The organism is Planktothricoides sp. SR001 (assembly GCF_001276715.1).
Classification (GTDB): domain Bacteria; phylum Cyanobacteriota; class Cyanobacteriia; order Cyanobacteriales; family Laspinemataceae; genus Planktothricoides; species Planktothricoides raciborskii.
The window spans coordinates 70,627-96,851 of record NZ_LIUQ01000003.1 but is presented as its reverse complement, the minus strand read 5'-3'; the positions used below and the strand labels follow the sequence as shown (position 1 = coordinate 96,851).

26 protein-coding genes are annotated in these 26,225 nt (G+C 42.7%); 9 read left to right on the top strand and 17 right to left on the bottom strand.

Annotation, left to right across the window (positions count from 1 at the left end):
* Nucleotides 1–152 precede the first annotated feature (152 nt).
* Nucleotides 153–1,565 (bottom strand): NB-ARC domain-containing protein, encoded by a 1,413-nt coding sequence (locus AM228_RS02800; RefSeq protein ID WP_054464575.1) that lies wholly within the window; start codon nucleotides 1,563–1,565, stop codon nucleotides 153–155.
* A gap of 397 nt (nucleotides 1,566–1,962) precedes the next feature.
* Here AM228_RS02800 and AM228_RS02795 point away from each other — a divergent pair, with 397 nt between their 5' ends.
* Nucleotides 1,963–2,637 (top strand): formyltransferase family protein, encoded by a 675-nt coding sequence (locus tag AM228_RS02795; RefSeq protein ID WP_054464574.1) that lies wholly within the window; start codon nucleotides 1,963–1,965, stop codon nucleotides 2,635–2,637.
* A 201-nt stretch (nucleotides 2,638–2,838) separates the two neighbouring features.
* Nucleotides 2,839–3,105 (top strand): hypothetical protein, encoded by a 267-nt coding sequence (locus AM228_RS02790; protein WP_054464573.1) that lies wholly within the window; start codon nucleotides 2,839–2,841, stop codon nucleotides 3,103–3,105.
* A gap of 226 nt (nucleotides 3,106–3,331) precedes the next feature.
* On the opposite strand, the gene AM228_RS02785 is transcribed toward AM228_RS02790, so the two are convergent.
* From AM228_RS02785 to AM228_RS31660, 11 genes are all read right to left on the bottom strand, one after another.
* A complete protein-coding gene (locus AM228_RS02785) occupies nucleotides 3,332–3,523 on the bottom strand; it encodes a hypothetical protein (protein ID WP_197285200.1) in 192 nt (63 codons plus the stop codon).
* A gap of 115 nt (nucleotides 3,524–3,638) precedes the next feature.
* Entirely contained in the window at nucleotides 3,639–3,857 is a 219-nt protein-coding gene (locus AM228_RS31670) for a hypothetical protein (RefSeq protein WP_156331486.1), read from the bottom strand.
* A 148-nt stretch (nucleotides 3,858–4,005) separates the two neighbouring features.
* Complete coding sequence (locus AM228_RS02780; RefSeq protein WP_231636566.1) at nucleotides 4,006–4,905, bottom strand: glycosyltransferase family 2 protein; 900 nt, start codon at nucleotides 4,903–4,905, stop codon at nucleotides 4,006–4,008.
* 42 nt (nucleotides 4,906–4,947) lie between these two features.
* Entirely contained in the window at nucleotides 4,948–5,904 is a 957-nt protein-coding gene (locus AM228_RS02775; protein ID WP_156331485.1) for a hypothetical protein, read from the bottom strand.
* Nucleotides 5,905–6,140: 236 nt separating this feature from the next.
* Complete coding sequence (locus AM228_RS02770) at nucleotides 6,141–7,265, bottom strand: glycosyltransferase family 1 protein (RefSeq protein ID WP_054464570.1); 1,125 nt, start codon at nucleotides 7,263–7,265, stop codon at nucleotides 6,141–6,143.
* Between the two features lies 1 nt (nucleotide 7,266).
* Nucleotides 7,267–8,385: a polysaccharide pyruvyl transferase family protein gene (locus tag AM228_RS02765; protein WP_054464569.1), complete on the bottom strand. Its 1,119-nt coding sequence runs from the start codon at nucleotides 8,383–8,385 to the stop codon at nucleotides 7,267–7,269.
* 41 nt (nucleotides 8,386–8,426) lie between these two features.
* Nucleotides 8,427–9,347 (bottom strand): hemolytic protein HlpA-like protein, encoded by a 921-nt coding sequence (locus tag AM228_RS02760; protein WP_054464568.1) that lies wholly within the window; start codon nucleotides 9,345–9,347, stop codon nucleotides 8,427–8,429.
* Between the two features lie 233 nt (nucleotides 9,348–9,580).
* Nucleotides 9,581–10,912, bottom strand: coding sequence for a flippase (locus tag AM228_RS02755; RefSeq protein ID WP_082348717.1), 1,332 nt, complete (start codon nucleotides 10,910–10,912; stop codon nucleotides 9,581–9,583).
* Nucleotides 10,913–11,094: 182 nt separating this feature from the next.
* Nucleotides 11,095–11,268: a hypothetical protein gene (locus AM228_RS31665; RefSeq protein WP_156331484.1), complete on the bottom strand. Its 174-nt coding sequence runs from the start codon at nucleotides 11,266–11,268 to the stop codon at nucleotides 11,095–11,097.
* Between the two features lie 4 nt (nucleotides 11,269–11,272).
* A complete protein-coding gene (locus tag AM228_RS02750) occupies nucleotides 11,273–12,688 on the bottom strand; it encodes an O-antigen ligase (RefSeq protein ID WP_054464567.1) in 1,416 nt (471 codons plus the stop codon).
* On the bottom strand, nucleotides 12,597–12,935 hold the full coding sequence (locus tag AM228_RS31660) for a hypothetical protein (RefSeq protein WP_156331483.1): 339 nt from the start codon (nucleotides 12,933–12,935) through the stop codon (nucleotides 12,597–12,599). Before AM228_RS31660 ends, AM228_RS02750 begins: the two co-directional genes overlap by 92 nt.
* Before the next feature lie 338 nt (nucleotides 12,936–13,273).
* On the opposite strand from AM228_RS31660, the gene AM228_RS02740 reads away from it, so the two are divergent.
* Both AM228_RS02740 and AM228_RS02735 read left to right on the top strand, forming a co-directional pair.
* Nucleotides 13,274–14,872, top strand: coding sequence for an SLBB domain-containing protein (locus AM228_RS02740; protein ID WP_072160621.1), 1,599 nt, complete (start codon nucleotides 13,274–13,276; stop codon nucleotides 14,870–14,872).
* 185 nt (nucleotides 14,873–15,057) lie between these two features.
* Entirely contained in the window at nucleotides 15,058–17,307 is a 2,250-nt protein-coding gene (locus AM228_RS02735; protein ID WP_054464565.1) for a GumC family protein, read from the top strand.
* A 174-nt stretch (nucleotides 17,308–17,481) separates the two neighbouring features.
* Here the strand turns inward: AM228_RS02735 and AM228_RS34840 are convergent, their stop codons facing one another.
* Complete coding sequence (locus AM228_RS34840) at nucleotides 17,482–18,189, bottom strand: PEP-CTERM sorting domain-containing protein (protein ID WP_054464564.1); 708 nt, start codon at nucleotides 18,187–18,189, stop codon at nucleotides 17,482–17,484.
* A 1,226-nt stretch (nucleotides 18,190–19,415) separates the two neighbouring features.
* On the opposite strand from AM228_RS34840, the gene AM228_RS02725 reads away from it, so the two are divergent.
* Nucleotides 19,416–19,598, top strand: a complete 183-nt coding sequence (locus AM228_RS02725; protein ID WP_054464563.1) for a hypothetical protein — start codon at nucleotides 19,416–19,418, stop codon at nucleotides 19,596–19,598.
* Nucleotides 19,599–19,750: 152 nt separating this feature from the next.
* Here the strand turns inward: AM228_RS02725 and AM228_RS02720 are convergent, their stop codons facing one another.
* Complete coding sequence (locus tag AM228_RS02720; RefSeq protein WP_231636565.1) at nucleotides 19,751–20,188, bottom strand: ATP-binding protein; 438 nt, start codon at nucleotides 20,186–20,188, stop codon at nucleotides 19,751–19,753.
* Between the two features lie 428 nt (nucleotides 20,189–20,616).
* On the opposite strand from AM228_RS02720, the gene AM228_RS02715 reads away from it, so the two are divergent.
* Nucleotides 20,617–21,777, top strand: a complete 1,161-nt coding sequence (locus AM228_RS02715) for a PP2C family protein-serine/threonine phosphatase (protein ID WP_054464561.1) — start codon at nucleotides 20,617–20,619, stop codon at nucleotides 21,775–21,777.
* Nucleotides 21,778–21,846: 69 nt separating this feature from the next.
* Here the strand turns inward: AM228_RS02715 and rlmN are convergent, their stop codons facing one another.
* The gene (gene rlmN, locus AM228_RS02710; RefSeq protein WP_054464699.1) at nucleotides 21,847–22,896 is read right to left on the bottom strand and encodes a 23S rRNA (adenine(2503)-C(2))-methyltransferase RlmN; all 1,050 of its coding nucleotides are present in this window, start codon (nucleotides 22,894–22,896) and stop codon (nucleotides 21,847–21,849) included.
* A 445-nt stretch (nucleotides 22,897–23,341) separates the two neighbouring features.
* On the opposite strand from rlmN, the gene lgt reads away from it, so the two are divergent.
* Genes lgt through AM228_RS31650 form a run of 3 tightly spaced genes read left to right on the top strand, consistent with a single transcriptional unit; the run spans nucleotide 23,342 to nucleotide 25,333 of the window.
* Nucleotides 23,342–24,235, top strand: a complete 894-nt coding sequence (gene lgt, locus AM228_RS02705; RefSeq protein ID WP_199317216.1) for a prolipoprotein diacylglyceryl transferase — start codon at nucleotides 23,342–23,344, stop codon at nucleotides 24,233–24,235.
* Between the two features lie 52 nt (nucleotides 24,236–24,287).
* Nucleotides 24,288–25,133, top strand: coding sequence for a precorrin-4 C(11)-methyltransferase (gene cobM / locus AM228_RS02700; protein ID WP_054464560.1), 846 nt, complete (start codon nucleotides 24,288–24,290; stop codon nucleotides 25,131–25,133).
* Nucleotides 25,133–25,333, top strand: coding sequence for a hypothetical protein (locus AM228_RS31650; protein WP_156331482.1), 201 nt, complete (start codon nucleotides 25,133–25,135; stop codon nucleotides 25,331–25,333). Before cobM ends, AM228_RS31650 begins: the two co-directional genes overlap by 1 nt.
* 6 nt (nucleotides 25,334–25,339) lie before the next feature.
* Here the strand turns inward: AM228_RS31650 and AM228_RS02695 are convergent, their stop codons facing one another.
* Both AM228_RS02695 and AM228_RS02690 read right to left on the bottom strand, forming a co-directional pair.
* The gene (locus AM228_RS02695; protein WP_054464559.1) at nucleotides 25,340–25,696 is read right to left on the bottom strand and encodes a DUF86 domain-containing protein; all 357 of its coding nucleotides are present in this window, start codon (nucleotides 25,694–25,696) and stop codon (nucleotides 25,340–25,342) included.
* Nucleotides 25,689–25,979, bottom strand: a complete 291-nt coding sequence (locus AM228_RS02690; protein ID WP_054464558.1) for a nucleotidyltransferase family protein — start codon at nucleotides 25,977–25,979, stop codon at nucleotides 25,689–25,691. Before AM228_RS02690 ends, AM228_RS02695 begins: the two co-directional genes overlap by 8 nt.
* Nucleotides 25,980–26,225: the final 246 nt, after the last annotated feature.

Here is a 26,225-nt window from a genome sequence, read left to right as displayed (position 1 = left end):
AGGGCGGCGAAGCATTCCGGTAATAAATTTATGCTTTTCACCGACAAATATCTGCGGTCATGCTTCGCCCCTACAATCCCTTAAAACCCATGAAGATTCCCGCATTCGCGGGAATGACACCTGCTGTAAGCTGCTGAATGCTGAGAAAAAATTTAGCGATTTTTTACATAGTTTTTAATTAAAGCAGGAACGGCGAAAAGGGACGCTCCATTATTATCGCTAATTTTTTCCAGTAAACCCCGCTTTCTTAAAGACTGTACCGCCTTCAAAAAGTCCGCATCTGATAAAGTGAATTCCGCCGGTTTCTGGAACATATCCGCTGCCTCTTGATTGGCTAACCAAAGAATTACCATTTTCTCCGATGGAGATAAGCGTTGATAATATTCGTCTAAGATGGGTTCTAAGTCTCCCAGAAATAAACTGGGATAGGATAAGAAGCGATCGACGCTGCCATTAAATAAGTCGTCAATGGTAGCAGCAGTGATATTTAACCAGGACGGGTTGCCCCCATAAAGTTGGATTAGTTGCGACCATTTATGCCGATCCTTTAGCTCTTTTTCCGCTAATATTTCCGTCGCTAATTCTCCCAAACCGCCCAGTTGTAGGCTGCGGCAGGGGCATTTTTGTCCTTCTAAGGTGGCAATTTCTGTGGGCTTTTCCCAACTCAGCAATAGGACACAACTGTTGTGGGGCGATCGCGCCATTTCTTTTAAGAATTTGCCATAATTTTCTAATTCCGGTCGGTAAGTTCCCGCTAATTCCCCAGGGGTAAAGCTTTCTTGGAAGTCGTCAAGAATAATTAGGCAACGACTTAAACGCAGATAGTCCAGGATAGAACTGCGCGATCGCTGTTTACTATCTTTACTATCTTTACTATCTTTATTTTGGCAGAAAAACTCTATTAAATGGGTTTCTAGAGATGTCTGATTTAGGCTATCATTACATTGACGCCAGAGGATATAGTCAAAATTATCTTTAATTTCTTCTACCAGTTTTTTGGCTAGGGTACTTTTGCCAATTCCCGGCCAACCAAAGATAGTCACTATTTGGGTATTTTCTGACAATATCCACTGTTTTAACTGGCTGATTTCTGCCGTGCGATTATTGAAAGGAAAAGTGTAGGGCGCTTCGGTTAAATCATGGCATTGTTCTGGTTGGTCGCTGGAAGAGGTGGAAGAAGTAGAAGTGGGCGATCGCTTTTTTGCTGCTTCTTCCGAGTGCCAACTTTCTCCACACACAGTGATGCTTTTTCCGATAAATTTATTATTTAGAAACTTATTATTACTATTACTAACAGTTGAATTATAAATAAAAAAACGTTCCATTGTAGCGCGGAAGTTTTTTTTATTTACTTTTTCGCCTAACTCATCTGATATCAGTTTCCATAAACCGCCCGCAACTCTTTTGACATTCGCTTCAGTACAGCGATAATCCTCCGCGATTTCTTGATATTTTTGGCTATCCCACGCCTCTGCTAATATTGCTTGTTGCAAATTATTTAAGTGTGCTCCAGTTTTGGCAAATACTAATTTATCAGCCCATGCGAGGACTTCGTTAACATCCATCGGCGATACATATCTTAGTAATTTTTAGGCTATTTTACTACCTTTTGCACCTTTTTGCACCCTTTTGCACCTAAATTTTACTTTTTGTCACCTATAAGGGCGACAAAGGAAGAGGGGAAAGTGCGATCTAAACATATCTTAACTAATCTGAGGCAATTTTGCTACTTTTTGCTACTTTTTGCACCCTTTGGCACCCTTTTGCACCTTAACTATACTTTTTGTGAGCGATCGGGGTTCAGAAATATTGCTAAAAATCTATACCAAACTAGACTTTTTTAGACTTTACGAATTGCACATATTTCTTTATAAAAGCATATAAGTCTGTCAGCATACAAGACGTAACTATTTATTTTCAATAGCCGTCAAAGACCACTCGAACACATTACCACTACAACCCATGACGACAAAATCAAATAATTCAATTTTATTTTTGGGAAAGAAAAAAGATAAATACTGCACCAAAGCAGTCGATTTTATTAAAAGAAATTTTTACGATGTATCAGTATATCTTGGCGAATGGGGGGATCCGTTACCGGAAGATATTAGTTGGTGGGACGGTGATTACATAATTTCTTATCTCTCGCGCTGGGTAGTTCCTGAATATTTAATTAGGAAAGCCAAAGTTGCTGCCATAAATTTTCATCCTGCTTCTCCAGATTATCCAGGGATCGGTTGCTATAATTTTGCCTTGTATGAAGAGGCAAATGAATACGGTGTTACTTGTCATTATATGGCCAACAAGGTTGACACAGGAAAAATTATTGCGGTCAAGCGCTTTCCTATTTTTATGAGTGATGATGTAGCTTCACTGATACTGCGGACTTACGATTTTCAATTAGTTCTTTTCTATGAAATTATGAGCAAAATAATAAAAAATGAGCCTTTGCCATCATCTGAAGAAAGTTGGAGTAAAAAGCCTTTTACAAGGAAACAATTCAATCAACTGGGTATAATCAATCTCTCGATGACCGATGAAGAAGTAACAAGGCGTGTAAGAGCAACAAGTTATGGATTGTTTAAGCCTACTATTGAGATTGCTGGTCATATTTTTGAAATTAAAACTCTAAAATAAAGCTAAATATTCGCGCTAAATAACGGCAATGATGCTGCGATCCATCGTGACCGATAGACGAAACTCAATGAGTTCAGGATTATCGCTATTTTATTTTAAGATAGGCGATCGCTATTTTATTTTAAGATAGGCGATCGCTATTTTATTTTAAAATAGGCGATCGCTTTTTGTTATAGTAAGATAGCTAGTTACACAAATCACATGAGTGGTATTGACAGAGAAATATATCTAGAAAACCGAACCAGTCTGATTGACCAATGGGAATTTGCCGAAATCTGGGTAGATCCTTGGCTTTCACCCCCATATATTCTGATGTTAGTTAAAGAACAATCCGGTAAATTCTCGATTCAAAATCCCGCACAAAACTATCAATCTATCTTTACCAGCGATACTTACGAAGAAAGTCTTATGTGGTTGCTGGAAGATGAATACGAGCGAGTCACAGGTCGCTTTTGCCAACCAGAGTAAAAGATAGGCGATCGCCTTTTTGCCCCAAGAAAGAAACCGGGTTTCTTTGGTGAATATAACAGTTAACTGTGGTAGACAAAAAAGAAACCCGGTTTCTGAGTCCCTGGTTTTTGCCCCCAAAAAATAAACCGGTTTTCTGGTGACTGAATTTATATAGGGTGCTCTATTGCGGTGACTCAATCCCGCAATAGAGCAACAAAACCTGCCTGCTGAAAAAAAACTCGTCTCATTTGTCTCCTGGAAAACCTTGATACAGGTCAAAATTTTTGGACAAATCTCTTGGTACTTTTTCCCATTCTGACTCAGGAATTTGAGAGCCGATTTCTACAGCTATTTCCCAGATGGGTTTTACTGCATTATCCTCCTTGATATCTTGTCCGCCCAGTTTGAGATTAGCATCTTCAGTAATTGCTCGCATTTGTTGCACGATTTTATCTAGTAATCATAGCTTTTCTTCTAAAGATAAGGTCTGGATAGAATCTTCTAGTTCTAATAATTTGTTTGAAACCATATCTGCGCCTCAAGAACCTTTCTTAAACAGCCACTATCAATGTAATATGACTGACAACTGGCATTTTCTTATATACTAACACAAATAATCGGGCGTTTCTCCCCATAAGAAGCACCCTCTTTAATTCTAGAGAAGGCGATAAGCCTGACGGCATAGCTCCGCTTACCGCTTTTTTGACCCGATCAAGAAGCCCAAAAAGAAACCGGGTTTCTGTTGTGAATATGTAGGGGCGAATGGCCATTCGCCCCTACTGTGGTAGTAAAAAAAGAAACCAGGTTTCTGAGTCCCTGGTTTTTGACTCAAGAAAGAAACCGGATTTCTGTTGTAAATATCACCTGTAGGCAGCCAAAAAAGAAACCCGGTTTCTGTTTTTTATGAACACAAAGCGCTTAATAATTAACCCGACTCTGCATTTTCCCACCGAATAGCGCCGCCAATAACAATCTCACATAAGGCAGTCCCCAATAAAACATCCATAAAGGACCCGCATGACGTCGGGCAAACACTTTCCACTCTTCCACGGGCAAACCTTTAGGTTGCCTAATTTTTTTTAACCTTTGAGCAAGAGTTAAATTTGGACTGCCCCAAATATCTTCCTCGATAGGATTTGTGGTACATTCCCCCACATAACCCGGTGCTAACCAAACAGAACACCCTTGATTTCTCACTCGTAAACCGTAATCAATGTCTCCGGTACTGTGAACAAAGTTAGGGTCGAGATTGCCCACTTTTTCAGCCACAAAACGGGGTATTAGTACGCAATTGCCGTTCATGGTGTGACAAATTTGGGGCTCCTCTGTTGGCTGTACTAACTTAAATTTGAGCGGATGCCACCAAGAACTTCTTACCATCCCACCGTAGGTCAGGTTGCCGGTTTTAGTATCACAAGTTGAGCCGACAATTACAGCATTTAGGACTTCGGTTTCGGCAATGTGACTCGCGGTTGAAAGTAATTTTGCGATCGCCTCTGGGTAGAGGTTAGTATCGTCGTTGAGCCACAGATAGTAATCACGATCCGATTTTAGTGCTTCACCAAAAGCGGTTCGCGTTCCCCCATTCCAAAACAGCCCCCCATTTCCTTGAATGATCTTGACTTCAGGGTATTTTTGTGTGACGGCCTCAGCAGTGCCGTCGGTGCTCGCATCATCTACGAGGTAAACCTCCAACCGGAAGTCCGCTGGCATTTTTTGCTGAAATAGAGAATCAAGACTTGCCAAGGTTTTATCTTTACGATTATGGCAAGTCATTAACACTGCGATCGTTTTGGGTTCCATAAGTCTTTTCGTCATTGTAATTGTTATGAAATTTAGAGAGTTTTAACTTTTTATCTTTTACCAATAACAGGCATTTTCACAGTTTTTCATAGCTTTTTCTTGAGGCTTATCTTCATCTAATGGATAAGTCCAATAATCGTTAAGGTTTTCCAAGAACCAAGATTTATCTTCCCATCGAGAACCTCTGATGCCGAATAAAATCTGAGTAGATCCTCCCAGATGAATTGCTGACTTTCCGCTTTTTTTAATCCGATCTGCTAATAATAAGCTATACGCTCCACATCCAAGGATCGCCACATCAAAATTTTTGGCGGAAATCTCAGCAGTCATCATTTCCATAATTTTTTGCCAGGATCCATATTTTTGTTGGACTTCTGGATCAAATCCATAAGGAAATTTCACTACTTCAAACGAAGCTGATTCGGGAATTAGAATTTGACCTGTCTTTTTTTGAAAATTCATCCAAACTTTTGAGATATTGGAAATTTGTTGAGTCATGGTTTGGGCAAAAGAAGTCACAACCAATACTCTTTTATCGGCCAAAGCTTGAGTCCAGGGTTTGTGATAATTTAAATAAGGTTCTAGTCCCAGATAATTAGCAAGTTTAGCTTGAGGGGCAAATGTAGAAACTAACTTCATTTCTCCGTCGTTGTGCCACATTCCTAAATAGTCTATCTGTCCCAAAGCCTTGATATATGCCTGGGCATATTCGTGGTAACTAGCTGTATTTCTGGGAAAAATTCCACCGCCTGTCGCTAAGTATTCAGTGCAGTTCCAGGAAAACTTTATCCCTAAACGAGTCCAAAGTTTCCATTCTAAATGCCAAAGACACACTAACAATTCATTAGAGCCTATTTTACCGGCTACAAAGGGAGATGATTGTTGGATGGTATAATAAATCTGATCGTTAAGTTCCTGGGGTGTAGCCATCCCCTGACGATTAGCCGCTGACATTTCTGCATAGCGACTTACTCGATATCTTAGTTGTTTTATGTTTTGCTTGAGTAGTCTCATAAGTAATGTTTCCGTTTTAATTCAAAGTCTCTGCCACATTTAGAAAATAACTATTCATCATAATCTGCCCTTTTAATACAGCATATTTGGCAATGAATTAGTTTTTTATTCAATTAGCTAAATCTCAAAAGCAGATATCCCCAATCTCTAACTTTACTATCCCTTAGTATCCTTGCATATTAATTGCCTCTCATTTCCTAGTATAATCAGGTTTTATTTAGACAAGAAGCAACAAGTCAGAGCAAAGATAGGTAAACTTGCCTTGTTTGCTCTGCACAAGCTTCCCATGAAAAATTTTTGATTCTCTCTGCACCCAAATTGATTAAGTTTTTTGCTTTTTCCGTTGAAAATAGCACTTTTTCCAAAGCAGCAGCAATACTTTCCGTTTGATCGGGGTCAAAAAATTCCGCTGCATTGCCGACAACTTCTGGCAGAGAACTGGTATTACTGCAAGCGATCGGGCAATTCAAGGACATCGCTTCTAGGAGAGGAATGCCAAAACCTTCATAAAGGGAAGGATAAACGAAAACTGAAGCTTCTCGATATAAATTTGCTAGAGCGGCATCATCACCAGCCACTTGTAAAACCTTACCTTCAGGTAATCCCAGATTTTGGATTAAAGTGATTTCCTCACGAGATAGTGAACCTCCCCCAAATAACACGAGATTAAAGTTATTTTTCAGTTGGCTGGAATTCCCATAAGCTTGCAATAGACCCTGAAAGTTTTTATATTTACTGATGCGATCGCCAACATAGAGAATATATGGTGGATATTTTCTGGTTTCAGTCTGATAGTGTTCTGTTAATTTGACACTGGTGCCATGATAGACAACCGATATCTTATTCCGATCGACCTCTAATAGTTCGATTAAGTCTTTTTTGGTATTCTCAGAAACACAGATAATGCGATCGGCTCTCTTGACAGATTCCTTTTTAACTTCCGCTGTAGGATCCAATTTTTTAAAAATATCTCTGGTTAAAAATTGGTTAAACTTTTCATGGATCATGTCATGGACTGTCACCACTACCTTAGTCTTTTTAGGTGACATTTTTTCAGCGTGGTAATAAGTCTCATGCACAATATCAGGAGGATTACTTTTCAGCCTAATTTTAGCTAAATTGTCATTAAACCTACCGACCATTTTTTGAATCTGAAGCCGGGAAGATTTAGGCACAGGAAATCCTGTCACAAAACCCGGTTTACACTGCTTCAAATACTCATTCACATAAGCCAGAGCCTCAATACTCACATCAAAATCGTCCATATCAGAGATTCTGGTTGCCAGTTCATATATGTATCGAGAAATTCCGCCGTATCGTTGCCACCAAAATATCTGGTGATCGTAAACGATTTTAATCATTTTATATAGCTCCTGATCCAGGGATGCCTAATGCATAAGAAACTCCAGCGAGGGCTTTTTGTCTGAACTCTGTGAGAACATCCTTTGAAACTGTTGATGCTTCTTTTTCGAGAAACTCTAGTTTCTCACGAGTTACAGGAAGTTCACAATAGGGAACTCCCAGTAGTTGTGCAAGAGCACTCACCTTAGAACCGCGACCGATCGCCGCCACTTTGCACCCAGCCCAAGCCGCTGTTAGTAAGCCATGATAGCGAGAACTGATCACTGTTTCACAGGCACAGATAGGGTGAACTAAATCGTAAAGTGAACCCTGCTCGTAAGACGGCACTTGCAAAATCGCCTTGCCTCTGACCCGAGACCAAGGAAATCTCGTCAATTTGGCGAATATCCCCCGCTCGAAAGACGGTTCCAGGCGCGTCTCTCCAGCAATAAAAGCAACTGGATCAGTACGGTTAGCAATGAATTCTCCGACTTGTTTAATGTCTTTCTTAGAAAGAGTATCACCCGCGATGATCAGCCCCAGATCAAATTCTTTATTGATACTTCGGTTCTCCAGAATACCGGGCAAGCTAATATTCGCTAAATCTGAGCCTGTAAACACTCTGCTGCTGGGAACACCTAGCAAATCTACGAGGATGCGAGTGCTATTTTCATCACGAGTAGAGATTCTTTCAAAAGCGTTGGCTACCCGGGCAAAATCTTTGGCTCTTGGCTGAATTTCTGTTTCAGCCCCAATGCTGACTAAAACTCGGTTTTGAAACTTGGGTATCACTTCTAAATCAGACAATAAAATTTGCAGAGACCAATCTCCACTGGTTAGCTGAAACGGGGTATCTCCCACTCCAGCCCAACATTCTATTTCCGCCGGATCGTAGACTTTTTTATCGTCGGTATGTGTCCAGGATATTTCCGGGAATCTAATCCGTTGAGATTCGACGTTATGCCTGGTTTTACTGTATATTTTTGTTGGAGATTCTGGGTTTAGAATTGACAGAGATTGGACAAATCCTGCTACCATTAGATCGTCGCCTATGTTTCCCGCACCGAAAAAAACAAAACCCATTAATATCGACGAAGGATAAGTAGTTTCACCTGAACTCTGCTTTAGCTGATTTTCCATGTATTCCTCTTTGTTTGACAAAATCGACTGAAATATTATGGCTATTTTCCCCTAAAGATCCGTTTGATTTTCCCCACAATTCGCTGGGGTAAGCTCTTGGGCATAAATTTTTGATTATGTCTTTGACTATATTCTCGATCTATTCCTACTCCGTAGGGCGATCGCAAAGGAAATGACATTGATCCCAAACTGAGATTTGAAATGCCCTCAGTGGGAGCAGTCGTGTGCGTTCCTTCGGCTGTAAAGCCAATATTAGAAATCAGATTAACGGAGGGGATAACTGACAGCCCTGACTGGGAAACTCTGGCAAAAAACCACTGAAAATCCCAAGTATCTTGTCCTTTATAGATGCCATCAAATGCTTGTTTCACTCGATTATATTGTTGGTCATTTCCCAAAATATCCCTAATCCGATGCTTCATTTCCGGTTCAGCCCATAACTTCATCTCTACATCGTAGTAACTCCATGCTCGTCGCCAAGAAGCCCATCCCCAAATCATGCCAAAATAAGCAAAATGATAACTTTGAATATTCGATTTCCATTCCTCCAAGGTGTTAGTTCCACTAATCGCCATAATCCGCTGGTCATCGCGATACTTTTCCAGTAACTCGTCAGAGAATCGGAAAAACGTGGGATGGGGCAAACAGTCGTCTTCTAAAATAATCGCCGCTTCCACTGTCTCGAATACCCAGTCCAAACCGCTGGACACTCGTCGTTTGCAGCCCATATTAGCATCGGCATAATTTTTGATCACCTCACAGTCCCAATCCACGCGATCGATAATTGCCCTGGCAGCGGCGCATTTTTCTGCTTCTCCTGGCTTGTCTGCTCTCGGCCCGTCAGCAACCACCAATAGTTTAGGCGGTTTGGCTTGGCGAATTGCCTCAAAGACTTTCTCTGTGGTATCTGGACGGTTAAAAATTAAAAAGGCAACAGGGGTTTTACTCTGCCAATCAGTCATATCTTCTCCTTTCTTTATTTATTTAATCGATGTCGCGATAGTATTAATTACTGATTACTTGATTACCACCGCCGAAATTAATTCATATAATTCATATATTTTTTTGTTCCTGTCATTCAGATTTATCTGATGAAATTTTGGCAATCCTCATTTTTTAATAATTAACATGATAATTAACACTATATTATGGGAATATTTTCCTTAAAACAATATGTGTATCGAGAATATCATGGCTATTTTCTGAGCCACAAAAAACTCAAAGTCAGAGATTTAGTCATCATCATACCTATAGTCTTGCGGAAGGGAGGCCAGATTATAAAAAGTACATAATCAGAAAAACCATAGGAAATCACTGTAGCTATTGCCGCCCCAAGTTCTCGATACTTTGGAATTAGCCACAAATTTAATAATACATTCAAAATAGCCCCACAAGATTTAGTCACAAAAGAAGATTTAGTAAATCCTTCGGTAATAATCCAAGGTCCCCTAGACACCCCAACAAAAACGAATAAGCTTGCCCAGATATGAAGGGATAAAACCGGCCCTGCTGCCTGATACTCTTCTCCGAACACATAGATAATCAGAGGCGACGCGATAAAAGTCATCGGTATGGCAATTGCGTAAGCTAAACCGGATACAAAATTAAACAGCTTTTGCATCCGTTGGTAATACAGGGTCTCGCTAACTTCCTTGGCTTGTATAATCGAAGGAGACACAGAAGAAACAATTGCACCCGGAATAAAATACCAAATTTCTGAGAATCTTACGGCCACGGAGTAAATCCCCACGGATTCATCCCCGATCATGGCTCCCAGCATCACCGCATCAGCCCGTAAATAAATCGTAACCGCTACACCCGCCAAGATCAAGGGCAGACTCTCTCGCAACATGACTTTGGCCTGCCCCAGATTGAAACGCCAAGCACTGAGGGAGTGACCCTTTGACCCATAAGAGAACGCCAGAGCTACTGCCGCAAAAATAAACTCTGACAACCAAGCCCAGGCAAAGGCTACTAGGGGGGCTTGGATCAATATCAAACCTATTTTACCAAGATTCAGGAGCAAATACGCTGAAGTTTTCGCCCAAACTGGATATTTGGACTGGATTTGGGACTGAAACCATAAGTCTATGGTATCAAAAGCCTGAAAAATTGCGCCTGCCGCGATAATGGCCACTAACAAGCTGGTCAGATCCTCACCTGGTCGAACCAGGGATACGGTTGTAACAGCTAAGAAGACTACAAAGCAGCCGCCCATCAGTCTTAATCCAAATGTCGTCCCCAGGATTTCATCCTTTTCAGCCGGTTGGCGAACGATATTACGCACGACGATGGAATCCAATCCCAAGGTAGCAAACATCGTAAATAATCCGGCAAAAGAGATGGCGTAGTTATAGAGACCAAATTGCTCAGGCCCAAGATAGCGGGCAACCCAAACGCCGATCACTAGAGCCAAGCCCATTCGCAAAATTTTATCGGCAAACAGCCACCCTGTATTGCCGATCAACTTCCATAAACCGGGACTAATCTTTTGACCTAATGCCGCTAGTTTTTCTAACACGCTCATTTTTATTTTTTTTAATAATTGTTACATTTTTTCCCAAACCTGACTTTCCATAATATCTTGCCAAGCAATAGATGTTAGGATAGCACCTGATTCCCACCCTGAATCCCCGCGCATCGAATATACACAACATCAGATGGGAAAATCCTGTGGTTAAGCTTAGGCAGGTCAAGCATCAATTCATGTCATTCATTTGTCATGGGGTGATGATAGTCTTCAAGCTTCCCAAGCGATCGCGCATCAAAGAAGCGAGGATTGGCATAACGATCTTTCAGAGGGATTTGGCAAAATGCCATAAACACTGTTGAGCCCCGCACAGGTTTTCGTTGACCCTGTAAATACTTTTGTCCAAAAATCATCCCGCTAGTTTTTGGTGTACCCTGTGAGGCTCTTGCCGCAGTTTTTGATACTCAAGCCAACGCTGGCAAAAACATAATAGTACCAGTTATGGTTATTTTCAACCAGGGGAATTTCTGTCAAATTTGGGAAAATTACAAACATTAACAATAAAAGGGGTAAAATTGATTCAATCATTGGAGTGCCTGGAGGTTGAGGAAGAGTTAGATAGCGAACTGCATCAGCCAGGGTAGTAAAAAATGAAAACGCAAAGCAAGCAAATCCCACATATCCAAGATCAATTATGATTTCTATGAACCCATTATGAGCATGAGGAGGTTTCCAATATCCATCTCCCGATGGCATCCTAAGTTCACCGCTAATATGGTTTGCTGCTGGGTTGTCAGCCCCTCGCCAAGGTTGCCAAAATCCATGGAAACCATAACCCAGAATAGGACGTTTTGGTATTTTCTCTGTAAACAAAAATTCCCATAGAGGCGTCCGTCCAGTCAATGTCATATCTTTGCCTAGACCACCGACAACAATTGCCTCTAGGTTATCTGTGACAATAATAAATCCTGCGATGGAAATAATCATAAAAATTATCACAAAAAAATAAGCCCATTGAAAAGGAAGTTTTCTCAAAAATGAAACAGACATAACCATTAATGTCCCTAGCAGAAATTGCACTTTTCCTCCTCCCGATTCGCATTTTTGCATAACGTAAAGGGAAAATAAAGCCATTGCTACAGATATCCAGCGTTTTTTGGGATTGTCAATGGCTTCTATACCCCACAATATTGCACTCAAAGACATGATTGCTGCTAGAGTATTTGGGTGAGATAGAATTCCCTGCCAGCTATTTTTGGCTGGATTGATCGCTATCGCAGGGCGGAACATACTATAATAGGTACTCAAAACCGCATTAATTGCCATTGTGTATCTTAATAATTTATCTATCTCGTGATATTTATATTGTTTGATAATGTAACTATTAACTATAGTAGTTCCTAGCCAGATCGTGCTATATTTTAGGGTATGAATAGGTGTGTCAGACCAAGAAAACGATAGAAATAATAACAATAAAAATAAAAATAATCCGAGATTTTTTTGAAGTAAAACTGCTAAAACTTCAACGGAGTATTTTAAAGTTGATTTCAGCCTGGGAGATAAAATAAAAAGAATCACCCCATATACCACTAATTGAACCAAAGCCCCGGCAAAACTTTTTTCCCTGGTTCCTAGACTAGATGGATGAAAATTTGGAAATGGGCTTATGCCAACTCCGGGCATCAAAAATAAATATAAGCCAAGGATGATTTTCTCTACTAAATACCCAAATTTGGGATATTTACTGACCAATTGAAATGCCAAAAGAATATAAATGGCACCGCAACCAAGAATTAGTAGCAAAATTAGGGGATTTGCCAGCAGCGCTTTCATAATATTTCTTGATTTGATAGTGAACTGTCAAGAACGCCAAAGGTAAATTATTCGCCTGGAAGATTAACGTCCTCCATAGAAACTGGTCTTGGCATTCAGGAGTAGAATAGATATCAGTCAGCATTGAGTCATCACCGCCAAGGAAAATCGAGGCAACCACCGAGACGGAAGAAGACTTACGGATGCTGTATGTGCCTAAGTCTTCTGTAAGTAAATTCTCCCTAGTGAAAGAAGATAGACTAATCAAGGTTCAACTGTCAACACTGTACTTGTGGCCGGACAAGATAGCTTAATGCAAAAAATATTTCTTGATAACTTCTGGGGAAAAAAAATTCTGTGCGAATTATTTACTGGGCGGCCAGTCAGCTTACTCAGGTCAAGAGGCAAAGGTTAAAATACTAAAAATTTACCGAATTGATAACTTTGGTTGGGTAAATCCGCCGCAAAATTTGATTTGTCCGTGTTTGGCCGTGGAAACAGATTGGATTGCCCAGGTGCTAGATGGCTTCTAGCGATTAGATCAAGAGAGAAGGCGGGTAAAATGAATTCAAGACATCTTGAATAATTATATGTCACCTTATATATATGTCATCAAAAAACCACACTAATGTAGTGAAGACAATAAGTCAGGCAGTTTTGGGTCTGACCCTATCGGTTGTTCCCAGCTTAGGCACTTCCGATCCTTGCTTGGGGCAATTGCCACTGCTGGAGCGATCGCAACCAGACGCAACTGGGGGGACTCCGGTTCGCCCTGCACCGCCCCCAGAATCCCCGCAGACTATGCCAGAAACATCTGTCACCATTCCACAAGTTCCTGCCCCAAGCATTCCAGAAATTCCCGCTCCAGCAAGTGCAGAACTGCCGGTTTCAGCTTACATATTAGGTGGAGGGGACACGATTCGGATCGATATATTGGGGGTTGAGCAATACAGTGGGGATTACCAGATTCCCATCGATGGTAGGTTGATTCTGCCCCTGGCTGGAAGCATATCAGTTCAGGGCTTAACCCTTGAAGAGGCCGCTGATGCAATTTCCCAGGCTTACGCGAATATTCTGAAACGTCCGGTGATCTCAGTCAATCTCCAAGCCCCGCGTCCCCTAAATATTTGGATCGCCGGGGAGATCAATCGCCCCGGTTCCTACTCGGTGTCGCTCAAAGGTGGAGTCGGCCAGCGTCCGGGCACTCAGTACCCGACCATAACCCAGGTGATTGAACAAGCTGGAGGAATTAAGCTCACAGCAGATTTGCGGCGGATCGAGCTACGTCGTCCCCAAAGAGATGGCTCGCAGCGGACGATCGATATTAACCTTTGGCAAATGCTTCAGACCGGCGATCGCCGATGGGACATCACACTACTTGATGGAGACTCCATTTTCATTCCCACAGCGACTACCGTAGACCTTGGAGAAATCCGACAACTGGCAAATACGAGCTTTGCGATTCCTATGGCTCAAGCTAGGAATGTTACAGTAGTGGGAGAAGTGGCGCGTCCGGGTCCTTATATTGTCCTAGGAGGGGACACCGGAGCAGATTTTAACCTAGGGGGGCTACCAACCGTGACCCGGGCGATTCAGATCGCCGGAGGAATTAAACCACTAGCGAATCTGCGGGAAATCCAATTGCAGCGACCCACAAGAGAAGGAGCCGCACAAATTATTTCGGTCAATCTCTGGCAACTGTTGCAGACCGGAGACATCAATCAAGACCCAATCGTGCAAGATGGAGATATTATTATCGTTCCCGCAACCGCCGAAGTCAATCCGGCTGAAGCCGAACAAATCGCTACAGCCAGCTTTGCTCCCGAGACAATTAATGTGAGGGTGGTCGGAGAAGTCACAATACCTGGAACGATCAGGGTGCAGCCAAATACCCCGTTGAATCAAGCCCTGCTGGCTGCGGGTGGATTCCGCAATAGTCGAGCCGCTCGCGGTGCGGTGGAGCTAATTCGCCTCAACCCAAATGGCACAGTTTCTCGACAAACTGTTTCTGTTGATTTAGCTGCCAGCATCAACGAACAAACCAATCCCATACTCCGTAATAACGACATTGTTGTGGTTAACCCCTCTGGTATAACCGCCTTCGGAGATAATCTCAACAATATCTTCTCGGCAACTACTAGCACGGGCGGGTTTCTCAGGGTTCTAGAATTCTTGGGCATTCTCAAATATTTGACCGTTCCTTAAGCCCGATCCGGTGGAGAAACCTTCTCAAGCATTAGTCAAGCTATTTATCCATAATGCTGCTAAGGCTTCCGGCTTTAACTGCCGATTAATGGGGTGGTTATTTCACTTGAGATGATGGCGATCGCAATAACATCGGCTCTCCAGGTACTCAAAGCCAACAGACAGTCTTTTTTTAAGGAGCAAACATGGATTACGAAACTAATTATCAACAGTTTTCCGAAAATCGCAATATCAGCAGGTATTCCTCATTGCCTCAGAGTTACTCAGCCAACGCTGAAGAGAGTAATGGGGATTCCTTGGATTTAGGCTGGGTTTTTGCCGTTGTGCGTCGCCGAGCAATTATTATGGCTGGTGTAGGCATCACCTTGAGCGTGCTAGCTGGGGCATTGCTGGTCAAGAGTTCTCGTCAGATTGTTCCAGAGTATTCCGGCGCGTTTCGGATTTTGGTGGAACCCATTACGGCGGAAGGAATGTTGTCACAAATGTACTTAATGGCTCAAACCTCAGATGCCAGTTCCGATATTCAAAGAATTAAAATCGAAGATAATAGCTTGGTGGACTACGAAAGCTTAATTCGTGTTTTCCAAAGTCCAAAAATACTCCAACCAGTGGTGGAAAAGCTTCAAGAACAGTATCCCAAACTGAGCTACGGAACGCTGGCATCTAGACTGTCTCTAACTAGAATTAGCGTGAAAAAAGGTTCCCAGGAACAAGGGACTAAAATTTTGGTAGTTCGCTATAATGATCTAGATCCGAAAAGGATCGAAACCGTTTTAGAACATCTGAAAAAAGCTTATTTAGAATACAGCCAAGAAGAACGGATAAAAGACCTCCGTAATAATATTGAATTTATTGATAAAAAGCTGCCTGAGCTAAAATCTCAAGTGGATATTTTGCAAGAAGAAATGCAAAGACTGCGGGAAAATTACAAGGTGCTGATTCCAGAAACAGCCAGCCGAGCCTTGACCGATCAGTTGCTTGGTATTCAGAGACAGCGAGTCGATGCCCAAAGAACCCTAGCTCAGATGCGAATACAATACGCTAACCTGGAAAAACAATTGGCTGAAGGTAATTTAATCTCAATTTTGGCCATAGATCCTAAAGCATACGAAGTTGTCATTGGACAGCTTCAGAAAATAGAAAGCGACATCGCTGTACAGTCAGCGCTATTTTTTGAAGATAGCGAACCCATACAGCAACTACGGGAAAAACAGCAAAATTTGCAAGAATTGGCCAGCGAACAAGCCCAAGGTTATCTAAAAAACCTCGCCGGTCAAATCCGGGAAATAGAGGCTAACGAACAAAAATTAGCTGAAACTGAGATTGAGCTAACCGAACAACTTAGACAACTGCCAGCCGTTGCCCGTGAGTATGATGATTTGCAGCGAGAGCTAGAAGTTAGTACGAAAAACCTGAAAGAATTTTTGGCCAAACGAGAAGCCTTGGAGATTGATTTAGCCCGACAAAAAGAGAGCGTCGGGTGGCAAGTGATTGAGGAACCTGCTGTACCCAGGGATCAAAATGGCCAACCGATATCGATCACGGTGACACAAACGAAGCGCCAGTTAATCGTGGCAGTGATTGTCAGTATGTTGCTTGGGGTCGGGGGGGGTTTTCTCGTAGAGGTGTTGATTTCGGTCTTCCATACACCGGAAGAACTCAGAGGCGCCACTAAACTACCCCTGCTGGGGATCATTCCTTTCGCTAAAGACCTGAAGAAAAGATCCTCAGATCGCCGGAAGCAACTTGCCCCTGTAACTGGTCTGGCTTTGGAAAAAAATCAGGCAAGTCTCAGTTTGCTGCTGGCGACTAAGGCGCAAATTCAGACCTACAGCACTTCTCCCATACTGGAAGCGTTCCGTTCTCTTTATACCAATATTCGGTTGCTCAGTTATCAGAACCCCATCCAATCTTTAGTCATTGGGGCGGCTACCGCTGGGGAGGGTAAGTCTACGGTGGCAGTGCATATAGCGAAAACCGCCGCCGCGATCGGTCAGCGGGTTTTACTGGTAGACGCGGATCTGCGTTCTCCCAAGATTCATAATAAGTTTGGTGTGCCGAATGTGCAGGGACTCAGCGATGCGATCGCTACTGACATTAGCCTGAATGATGTGATCCAGCGATCGCCCAATGATGATAACTTATTTGTTTTAACCGCAGGTCCGGTTCCAGAAGACCCGATCAAACTGCTCTCTTCCAAAAAGATGCAATCTCTGATGGAGCAATTTCAGGACTTTTTCGACTTGGTAATCTACGATACCCCACCCCTGGTAGGCTTGGCCGACGGCAACTTCCTCGCCGCACAAACTGATGGCCTCGTTTTGGTTACTCGACTCGCCAAGACAGACCGTTCTCTGGTAAAGAAAGCACAAGAAGGATTAAAAATTTCTGGTGCCAGGGTCTTGGGTGTAGTAGCCAATGGGGTCAAAGGGTAAACTACCACAAAGGCGCTTGATTTTGAGCGAGAGCCCCCAAAAAAAGAGGATGCCACTTTTTTGCAGTTGTGGCATCCTCAAAGAATTTACTCTATCCCGGAGCTATACTGAGATGGTGATAACTTGGTGGAGTGATACCACTATCCCAGTATCATCTCAGGGTGAAATCCTGATTTAAGCACTGTGATTGGTTTTGCGACGGCGAGACATCGCCATTGCACCTGCTACCAGTCCCAAGCCTGCTAATGTCGCAGGTTCTGGCACCGCCACCTGAGCGGTCACCATGAAGTCATTGAAGTCTCTGTGGCCGTTTACACCGGAATCCTCAACAGCAATTAGAACAGGCCCGGCAAAGGGGTTCGCATTCTGAATTCCAGCCGTTTGACCAAGGGCGCTATTCACGCTGGTGCTGTAATACTTGTAATTGAGATCGCTGAGTACGGATGTCCCTTGTAAAAACTTGAACTGGTTGGCAAACCCGAGAAAACTGGCATTCTTGGAGTCGGTGGAGTAAACATCATAGTCACGCCAAACATCTGTGCCACTGTCCAAAAAGAAAGCGTACTGCTTGCCCGCTTCAAACTTGAATTTTGCAGAGGCGTTGAGCACAGTGTTTCCAACGGTTCCTTGGTTGTCTGGTCCAGATCCATCACTTCGTTTGGTTTCAGCAAATAGCACGGTTTGTTTGCCGGTGGAATCGATCACGCCAAAATTGGACTTGAACCAACCGTGGGATTCCAAAAAATCAAAGTTGACGGTGGTATCTTCGTTAAATGAAATGCCGCTGTTGTTAAAACTAAAAGCCTGTGCTGGGGCTGCGGAGACTAGACCAGCGATCGCGGTGGCTGCGGCAGTGGTAAAAAATTTTGTTTGTGATTTCATGTTTGTCACTCTCCGTTGTTTTTCTAGGACTTGGTTCTTGATCTAGGACTGATATAGATGCAGTGCCGCTAAGGCTCTATAAGCTTATTTGAAGATAACTGGTTACATCCCAAGATTAGATTGGATTCTTGAGATTTTTTGCTTCTATATCTATTAATGCACTAACTTTCCCTAAGTGACAAGGGATTTTGCCAGAGTTTATATACTCTTTAAAAATAATGGAACATCTCCGTAAATATACGGAATTTACCGAAAGTCCTGAGAACTGAATCAACGGGAAAGCAATATTTAGTGAGCTATTTAGTATGGTGTGAGGCAATTGACCCTTTAGAGTTAGAGGTGTCAACGGCACTAGGGGGTTCGTCCCATCGTTGCAGAGATCGATCCGAGTTGAGTCATCGGGTAATTACCATTCAGTAATTTAATTGGGGCTAAACTAGGATCGGGAATCATAGAATCAGGAATCAATCATATGTTGCTACTTCTAAATTTCTGCCCCTGAGAAATCTAAAATTTTCCTTAAGATTTCTGCAAGGTAATCAGGTTTAGTGGGACGACTGTGTAACTTTTTATGAATTTTTATTAAATAGCCTAAAATTTTCCAGCAAAAATTGCCTTATATATGAGGAAAACATGAAAAAAATCACAGTTATGTGATAAAAATCATTAACGAATGTAACCGTTATCGCTGTTTTTCGATTGATCCCAAATAATAATTAAGGTTGACAGGATTGTCAAATATCTGAGATAATCAGTCTGTCCAAAGGTTCACCAGTCGAAAAGAGTTTGTCAAGAAATTACACCTTTGACCACGTATAAACTCCCAACGGTTGAGTCCTTTGGCGAAACCAGTAAATCTAGCAAAACCAAAAAATCTGTTTAATTTTCCGAACACCAGTCTCTCGACAGGACTAATAACATTAAATTTTTCTTCTGTCAGAGATTCGCCTTAATGGGCAAAAATTTATTTAATTTTTTTTTTGATGATTTTGGGAAACTGAAAATTCTCTGACCTTGAACACATAGATTTCACACATAGATTTCACACATAGATTGGTCAAGACTTTTCAGATTGTCAATCAAAAATAGAAACCGCCGCCATAAACCCATAAAAACCCTTGGGATTATCTGCTTGATGACCCAAGCATCCTGATGGTTTCTATTTCCTGAGTTGATTAGCACTTTTTGGACTCAAATTTGGAATCAAAGAAAACCGAGGTTTTGAAATGCAAACATTACAAGCTATTCGCTGCCCAAACTGTGGAAATCTCGCCGAACGCTACTACTTTATTAAGCGCGAAGAAAGCCAAACCCAATGTCCTTTCTGTGATTACTTTATGCTGAGTAGTGTTCGCACTGGCAAGGTGCTCGAAGCTCATGCTCCAGGAATTTATGACCATAGCCACTAAAAATTTTCATTAGTTAGGGCAGAGCGATCGCCGATTTTATAATAAGACGATTTCTTTAAAACAAACCATCACCAAAATAAGAGACGCCATCAGGCTGTCTCTTATTTTTTTCATAAGTTTCAGGATGGTTCGCGTCAGATACGGATTCACGATTAACTATTATCGTAGTGCTTAACAATCAAGAAACAATTCCGATTATCTTGAGTTTTTGTATAACTCATATGATCCGCAATGAGTTGGATTAAGAGCAAACCCCGTCCCCCTTCAGCATCTTTATCTCTGTTCTGACTCAGGGCTTTCAGTTTTGCGGCTAAATCTAATCCTGGACCCCAATCCCAAATCCGGATTTCCAAAGACTCAGGTAAAATAGAGACTTCAAGATCAATTGGCGTATTGCTTGGCATTTCTGCGTGAGCATGACGCACAGCATTCGTAAATGCCTCAGCTAAGGCTAACTGACATTGCATCCAAGTTCTATTCGGTACAGGGGGACAATCAAACTGATCAAACCATGACAAAACTTCGTTGAGTAACTGAATTTCTGTTGTGAGATGCAGGGTGAATTTTTGGGGTACTGGTAGTTTTTTCACATCTTTATAATCCACGATGATTTGATGACCCCCCTATTTTTGAGAGTTTTTGCTACGTGATTTCAAAATTAATTATTAGATATCATACAATAGAACATCGTCTAAATTTTATCCCTCTTCTTAGAATGGCACGATAATTTATATTTTGGTGAAAATAAATTCTCATCCCGGCCTGATTTTTCTTTAAACAGCGATTAAATCCTTGTCGGTCTGGTATAGAAGGGACGTTGCTCAAAAGCTTTTAATCCAAGCGTTGAGACGCTATTTTACCCAGGGGTTTCCCCCGATTAAACAGAAATTACCATGACCAGACCGATCCACCCTCATCTTAATCGACTGGTTGAACTAGATGCTGTGGAATGTAGTATCTATTGCTATGTTTAACGTTAGATCCAATTTTAAGCGAATGATCCTAATTTCCCTGCCCCATGACTCAGATTTTAGTGATTGATGATGACCCGACGATTCGGGTGGTGTTAACCAGAGCTTTACAAAAGCAGGGTTATGGCGTCACCGTAGCCGAAAATGGTAAAGAAGGAGTCGAGCGAGCGGAAGAAGTCCGTCCGGCTCTGATTATCTGTGATTGGATGATGCCGATCATGGACGGACTAGAAGTTTGTCGCCAAGTTAAGGCTAATCCCGATCTCTCGACCACTTTTTTTATTTTGTTGACTTCCCGTGGGGGAACGGAAGATCGCGTGATGGGTTTGGATACTGGGGCGGATGAATTTCTCTCTAAACCCATTCGTCCCGATGAACTCAATGCCAGAGTGAGAGCGGGGTTGAGAATCTATCAACTCACGGCAGATTTGCGTTCTTCTAACCAGATGTTGGCAGATTCTAATCATCGTTTGGAGGCACAGTTGGCAGAGGGGGCAGAATATGTGCGATCGCAGCTACCCCCACCGATGAAAACCGCTGCTGTCACCATTAACAGTCGGTTTATTCCTTCCCGGCAACTAGGAGGAGATTGTTTTGACTACTATTGGTTAGATGATGAGCATTTGGTGATGTATTTACTGGATGTTTCTGGTCATGGTCTGGGGTCTACCCTGCCTTCGGTGGCTATGTCGCACTTACTGCGTACCCGTTCCTTGCCTGGAGTGGCTTTTTCTGAACCCGCTCGCGTGCTCACGGCTTTAAATGAAGCCTTCCAGATGGATATGCACCAGGACAAATACTTTACCATCTGGTACGGCGTGTATCATCTCTCCACTCGCGAGTTGTCCTATTCTTGCGCCGGTCATCCCCCGGCAATTTTGCTGTCTGGTGGCCGGAATACCCCGTTAACCGTTGAGCAACTGAAAACTCCGGGAATGCCCGTTGGGATGTTTCCAGATATTGAGTATATGCAGAAATCTTGTCAAGTGCCTCCGTTGAGTACCTTATATATTTATAGCGATGGCGCTTATGAAATTACTCAACGCGACGGCAATCTGTGGACTTTAGAGGAATTTGTGCAGATACTCAGTCACTATCGAGAAACAAATCAGACGGAACTGGATCATCTTTTGGATTATTTAAGGAATCTCAATCCCAAGCGGATTTTTGATGACGACTTATCAGTTTTACAGGTAATGTTTACCTAACTAGATCCAGAGACTCAGGGATGACTCTACCAATTTTCAAGAGACACATCACCGCCGATTACCGAACTTTTAACGACGAGAGGCTCGCAGTTGTCCACAAGCGGCGTCAGCTTCTAAGCCTCGCGAGTAGCGGACGCTGACGGCGATATGTCGCTGTTGTAACCCGTCCACAAAAGCTTGGATTTCTTGGGGACTTGGGCGTTGATAGTCAGCTTCTTTTACCGGATTATAGGGAATTAGGTTAACGTGGCATTGGAACCCGCGCAAGAGATTGGCGAGTTCTATGGCGTGGGCATGGGCGTCGTTTAAACCGGCTAAGAGAATATATTCAATACTCAACCGTCGTCCGGTGATGTTGACATATTCCCGACATTCTGCCATTAGCTGATCTAAAGGAGAATGTTTGGCCGAGGGGATCAGTTTTTCCCGCAGGGCTTGATTGGAAGCGTGAAGACTCACGGCTAGGGTAAATTGGCCTTGATATTGAGCGAGTTTGCGAATGCGATCGCGCACTCCCACGGTAGAAATAGTCAGATGGCGCTGTCCAATTCCGACATCTTCATTAAGACAGCGTACTGCCGCTAAAACATTCTCGGTATTGAGTAAGGGTTCACCCATGCCCATAAATACGATGTGGCTGACGCGACGGCCAAAATCTTCTTGCACCGTTAACACCTGATCCACGATTTCATGGACGGCTAAATTCCGGGTAAAGCCTCCTTTGCCGGTGGCGCAAAAATCACAAGCCATAGGACAACCCACCTGGGAACTGACGCAAACGGTTAACCGCTTTTGTGTGGGAATGCCCACGGTTTCGATAATTTGCCCATCGGCTAATTGCAGCAAATATTTAACGGTTTGGTCTAAAGCCACAGAACGATGCAAAATTTGCGATCGCCCAATCGCTACATCCTGGTGATTTTCCCGCCACTGTTTGGGAAACACCGTGATGTCTTCCAGGGTTTTTGCCCCTTGTTGATAAATCCATTGATGTAGCTGCTTACCCCGATAAGCGGGTTGATCTTGTTGTTGTACCCACTCGGTCAACTGGGATAAAGATAATCCTAAAAGCGGTATGTTGTTCTCATATTTGGTCTGGGGTAGCGGTCTGGGTTGAATTTTTGGCTGGTCGTGGCTGGACTTGGCACCTCGGAAATGATGCCGTTTTTGATTTTTGGGGGTTTCTGCGTTTGAGGCGGACTTTTTCAGCACGGACTTTTTCCGCAGGGAGATTTTGCCAACGGAACTTTTCGGCACCGGAGTTTTAGCAACCGGAGTTTTCCGTTGCCCCTCTGCCCCTCCGCTGCCCTGCCCCTCTGCACCTTTGCCCCTCCGCACGGGACTTTTCGGCACTGGACTGTTAGCCACGGACTTCTTTGTCACGGGACTTTTCGGGACAGGACTTTTAGCCACGGACTTTTTGATCACGGGACTTTTCGAGACAGAGTTTTTATGAGCGATCGCGCGTTTGGTCATATTTAATCACCATGCTAGGTGGCATTAATATTTTATGCTGAACAAGGGCGTCACTCTGCCTTGGCTAAAGATTAAATTCAATATCATTATGGATATATACTCTCTTCCCATCGGATTTCAATTCACCTCCCCAGGGCCGATTATCTTTCACCTTGGGCCATTAACCATTCGTTGGTATGGCCTTTTAATCGCCTCAGCGGTGTTAATTGGTGTCACCCTTTCCCAATATTTAGCCCAGCGACGCCAGGTTAACCCAGACTTAATTGGTGATTTAGCCATTTGGCTGGTAGTCGGCGCTATTCCCGCTGCCCGACTGTACTATGTGCTATTTGAATGGCCACAATATGCCCAAAACCCAGGAGATATCATCGCCATTTGGAAAGGTGGGATTGCCATTCACGGCGCTATGTTGGGAGGCATCCTAGCCGCTTTAATATTTGCCCGTCTGCAAAAAATATCTTTCTGGCAACTGACCGATTTAGTCGCCCCTTCGGTAATTCTGGGACAGGCGATCGGGCGGTGGGGCAATTTCTTTAACTCCGAAGCCTTCGGCGATCCCACCAACTTACCCTGGAAACTCTATATTCCCCCAGAAAATCGGTTTCATCTACCCCTGGAAATGAGACAGTTTGACTACTTCCATCCCACCTTTCTTTATGAGTCGCTGTGGAATTTGATGGTATTTGCCCTACTGTTGTCCTTATTCTTTAGAAAGTTTCCCGGCAAAAAACCCTTAAAAGCGGGCACCTTATTTTTAGTCTATCTAGCCGCTTATAGCCTGGGGCGATTCTGGATTGAAGGCTTACGGACGGATAGTTTAATGTTTGGGCCGCTGAAAATGGCGCAAATGGTTAGTCTGTTCGGCATTACCTTGGGGTTAGCGGGATTAATCTGGCTTTACAAATTAAATCGTCCTTTGCCCGATGTGGTTTCCCCCGATCGGCAAACATGGGATATTTCCCGCGAGTCGCCGCAAAAATAACTACTGAGAAATCTTTATCAACCATAAAAATTAGCATCGAATGTCTGAATCAATGTCTGAATCTCAGAAATCTAAGTCTATTCCATCTGTAGCTGGGCTCAAACCAGCGGTGTATATTGTCGGCGCTGGGCCAGGAGATCCGGATTTACTCACGGTCAAAGCCCAAAAATTACTCATGGCAGCAGATGTGATTTTATTCGCCAACTCCTTAGTCCCCACGCAAGTTTTACAATTTTGTCGGGCAGATGCGGAAAAAATTCCCACGGCAAATAAAACCCTGGAAGATATTTTGCCCATGATGATTTCACGGGTGAAAGCAGGTAAATCGGTGATTCGTTTACATTCTGGCGATCCCAGTTTGTATAGTGCGATCGGCGAACAAATGCAAGCTTTGGCTGAGGCAGAAATTCCCTTTGAAATTATCCCTGGAATTAGTGCGTTTCAAGCTGCTGCCGCGAAATTAAATGTAGAATTGACCGTTCCCGGTCTGGTGCAAACTATTATTTTGACTCGTGTATCTGGGCGGGCTTCATCGGTGCCTGATACAGAAGAATTAGCTTCTTTAGCGGCTCACCAAGCGAGTCTTTGTTTGTATCTGAGTGCTCGCCATGTAGAAGATTCTCAGGAAAAGCTGTTACAACATTATCCAGAAGATACCCCTGTGGCGATTTGTTATCGTCTGGGATGGCCCGATGAAAAAATCGTGGTGGTGCCTTTGGCAGAAATGGCAACTGTGACGATCGCAGAAAATTTAATTAAAACTACGTTGTATGTAGTTAGTCCCGCGTTAAAATGGCTAGAAAATAGGCAATGTTCTGCACAATTTTCCGAAGTGCGATCGCGCCTCTACCATCCCGAACATAGCCATATATTTCGGCCTGTCTCTAGTCATCAGTGATGTGTGTCCTCTGTGTCTCTGTGGTAAATGTGTCGATTGATTTCGGGGAAATAAAAAGAGCGATCGCGGATTATAGGCGATCGCTCCTCCTGACTCAGACTAATCTTTGTGTCCTCTGTGTCTCTGTGGTTAATTTATCGAGTTATCGAGGGGAAATAAAAAGATATTCGAGGATTTTGAGCGAATGGAAAAATCCTTGAATTTCGCTAAATTGAATTTTCTTCTTTTACCTTTGGCAATTTTTTAATTATATCGGGAATTTCGTCAGTAATAATACTCCAAATAATATCATTGTCAATACCTAAATAGCCATGAATAATGCGGTTACGGGTGGCAATAATTTGTCGCCAGGGTATTTCTGGGTGATTGACTCTAATCTCTTGGGGAATGTGGGTGGCGGCTTCCCCAATAAGTTCTAAGTTTCTCAGGGTTGCATCGTAGTAAGGTTCGTTGTTAATAAAGGTTTCTTGATCGAGGTTTTTGGTATAACGTAAAACCTTTTCTGCGAAACAAATCATATCATCAATATAAAATCGCCATTCTCTTTGTGATGTATTAGACATAAATTATTTCTGCCTCGATATAAGGTTTTAGTTCCTGGCGTAGGGCTGGTTCTGTAATCAAATCTACAGGGCATTTGAGCAAGTCTTCGAGATAAAATAAAGAGCCAAAATAGCGTTTAGAGTCTGCTTTTCCTTCAAAGGCTATTAGGATGTCGATATCACTATTTTCAGTGGCGGTATCTCTCGCAGTAGAACCAAATAAAGCTAGGGTAGTGACTCCGTATTTTTCTTGGAGTAGAGTTTTACTCTTGCTAAGGAGTTCGATCGCTTGTTGTTTTTTCATTATATTTTTTGTCAAATTTTTCTGCTGTGATATTGATTAAATGTCAGCTATTTTTTCCAGTTAGGTGATGTAACTCTAGCGGATTTCGATGTTAGTCTTCATCAATGATAAATATAGCATGGTTGATCTTATAAGCGATCGCTCCTCCTGACTCAGACTAATCTTTGTGTCCGACAGAGTTCTGTGGTGAATTTATCGATTTATTTAGGAGAAATAAAAAGAGCGATCGCATTCAGGTGAGAAAAT

Excerpts from the sequence above, each read along its gene's own strand:
- AM228_RS02800 (WP_054464575.1), bottom strand. The coding sequence starts at position 1,565 with ATGGATGTTAACGAAGTCCTCGCATGGGCTGATAAATTAGTATTTGCC.
- AM228_RS02795 (WP_054464574.1), top strand. The coding sequence starts at position 1,963 with ATGACGACAAAATCAAATAATTCAATTTTATTTTTGGGAAAGAAAAAA.
- AM228_RS02790 (WP_054464573.1), top strand. The coding sequence starts at position 2,839 with ATGAGTGGTATTGACAGAGAAATATATCTAGAAAACCGAACCAGTCTG.
- AM228_RS02785 (WP_197285200.1), bottom strand. The coding sequence starts at position 3,523 with ATGCGAGCAATTACTGAAGATGCTAATCTCAAACTGGGCGGACAAGAT.
- AM228_RS31670 (WP_156331486.1), bottom strand. The coding sequence starts at position 3,857 with ATGGCCATTCGCCCCTACATATTCACAACAGAAACCCGGTTTCTTTTT.
- AM228_RS02780 (WP_231636566.1), bottom strand. The coding sequence starts at position 4,905 with ATGACGAAAAGACTTATGGAACCCAAAACGATCGCAGTGTTAATGACT.
- AM228_RS02775 (WP_156331485.1), bottom strand. The coding sequence starts at position 5,904 with ATGAGACTACTCAAGCAAAACATAAAACAACTAAGATATCGAGTAAGT.
- AM228_RS02770 (WP_054464570.1), bottom strand. The coding sequence starts at position 7,265 with ATGATTAAAATCGTTTACGATCACCAGATATTTTGGTGGCAACGATAC.
- AM228_RS02765 (WP_054464569.1), bottom strand. The coding sequence starts at position 8,385 with ATGGAAAATCAGCTAAAGCAGAGTTCAGGTGAAACTACTTATCCTTCG.
- AM228_RS02760 (WP_054464568.1), bottom strand. The coding sequence starts at position 9,347 with ATGACTGATTGGCAGAGTAAAACCCCTGTTGCCTTTTTAATTTTTAAC.
- AM228_RS02755 (WP_082348717.1), bottom strand. The coding sequence starts at position 10,912 with ATGAGCGTGTTAGAAAAACTAGCGGCATTAGGTCAAAAGATTAGTCCC.
- AM228_RS31665 (WP_156331484.1), bottom strand. The coding sequence starts at position 11,268 with ATGATTTTTGGACAAAAGTATTTACAGGGTCAACGAAAACCTGTGCGG.
- AM228_RS02750 (WP_054464567.1), bottom strand. The coding sequence starts at position 12,688 with ATGAAAGCGCTGCTGGCAAATCCCCTAATTTTGCTACTAATTCTTGGT.
- AM228_RS02740 (WP_072160621.1), top strand. The coding sequence starts at position 13,274 with ATGTCATCAAAAAACCACACTAATGTAGTGAAGACAATAAGTCAGGCA.
- AM228_RS02735 (WP_054464565.1), top strand. The coding sequence starts at position 15,058 with ATGGATTACGAAACTAATTATCAACAGTTTTCCGAAAATCGCAATATC.
- AM228_RS34840 (WP_054464564.1), bottom strand. The coding sequence starts at position 18,189 with ATGAAATCACAAACAAAATTTTTTACCACTGCCGCAGCCACCGCGATC.
- AM228_RS02725 (WP_054464563.1), top strand. The coding sequence starts at position 19,416 with ATGCAAACATTACAAGCTATTCGCTGCCCAAACTGTGGAAATCTCGCC.
- AM228_RS02715 (WP_054464561.1), top strand. The coding sequence starts at position 20,617 with ATGACTCAGATTTTAGTGATTGATGATGACCCGACGATTCGGGTGGTG.
- lgt (WP_199317216.1), top strand. The coding sequence starts at position 23,342 with ATGGATATATACTCTCTTCCCATCGGATTTCAATTCACCTCCCCAGGG.
- cobM (WP_054464560.1), top strand. The coding sequence starts at position 24,288 with ATGTCTGAATCTCAGAAATCTAAGTCTATTCCATCTGTAGCTGGGCTC.
- AM228_RS31650 (WP_156331482.1), top strand. The coding sequence starts at position 25,133 with ATGTGTGTCCTCTGTGTCTCTGTGGTAAATGTGTCGATTGATTTCGGG.
- AM228_RS02695 (WP_054464559.1), bottom strand. The coding sequence starts at position 25,696 with ATGTCTAATACATCACAAAGAGAATGGCGATTTTATATTGATGATATG.
- AM228_RS02690 (WP_054464558.1), bottom strand. The coding sequence starts at position 25,979 with ATGAAAAAACAACAAGCGATCGAACTCCTTAGCAAGAGTAAAACTCTA.